Below are 744 nucleotides of genomic sequence, written 5' to 3' on the forward strand. Positions count from 1 at the left end.
CGTTGGTATTGAAGCGACTTCTGAAATTATCAATAAAATTACCGAAAGTGCCGACCGAAAAGAACTGAAGGACGCCGATAGCCTGCACGCTGTACTCAAGGACGAACTAAGCGGGCTGCTTAAAGCTAGCCATTCACCTTTAGAAATAAAGACTGGTGACTCTCCTTTTGTCATTCTTGTTGTGGGTGTCAACGGCGTGGGTAAAACAACCACTATTGGCAAAATGGCCAAGCGTTTCCAGAGCCAGGGACATTCTGTCATGTTAGCAGCAGGCGATACCTTCAGAGCTGCAGCAGTTGAACAGCTACAGGTTTGGGGTGAGCGCAACAATGTGCCTGTTGTTGCCCAACACACCGGCGCCGACAGTGCATCAGTCATATTCGATGCAGTTGAATCGGCTAAGTCTAAAGGGGTTGATATTCTAATCGCCGATACCGCTGGCCGCCTTCAAAACAAAGACAACCTAATGAGCGAGCTTGAAAAAGTTGTCCGAGTTATGCAGAAAGTTGACGATACCGCCCCCCACGAAGTGATGTTGGTTCTCGATGCCGGTACAGGCCAAAACGCACTAAGCCAAGCCCAAGTATTCCAACAAGCAGTTGGTGTAAGTGGTATCAGCTTAACCAAGCTGGACGGTACGGCAAAAGGCGGGATCATTTTCGCTATCGCTAAACAGTTAGGCCTACCGATTCGCTTTATTGGTGTTGGTGAGCAAATAGATGATTTACGCCCCTTTGAGGCGGA

General features: G+C 48.5%; 1 protein-coding gene. It reads left to right on the plus strand.

All coding sequences use genetic code 11. The features are described 5' to 3' along the window. The coding region (ftsY, locus tag A3763_RS26330) for a signal recognition particle-docking protein FtsY (RefSeq protein ID WP_068760757.1) at positions 1-744 on the plus strand (744 nt) is incomplete at both ends.

The sequence above is a fragment of the Oleiphilus sp. HI0128 genome (genome assembly GCF_001635365.1).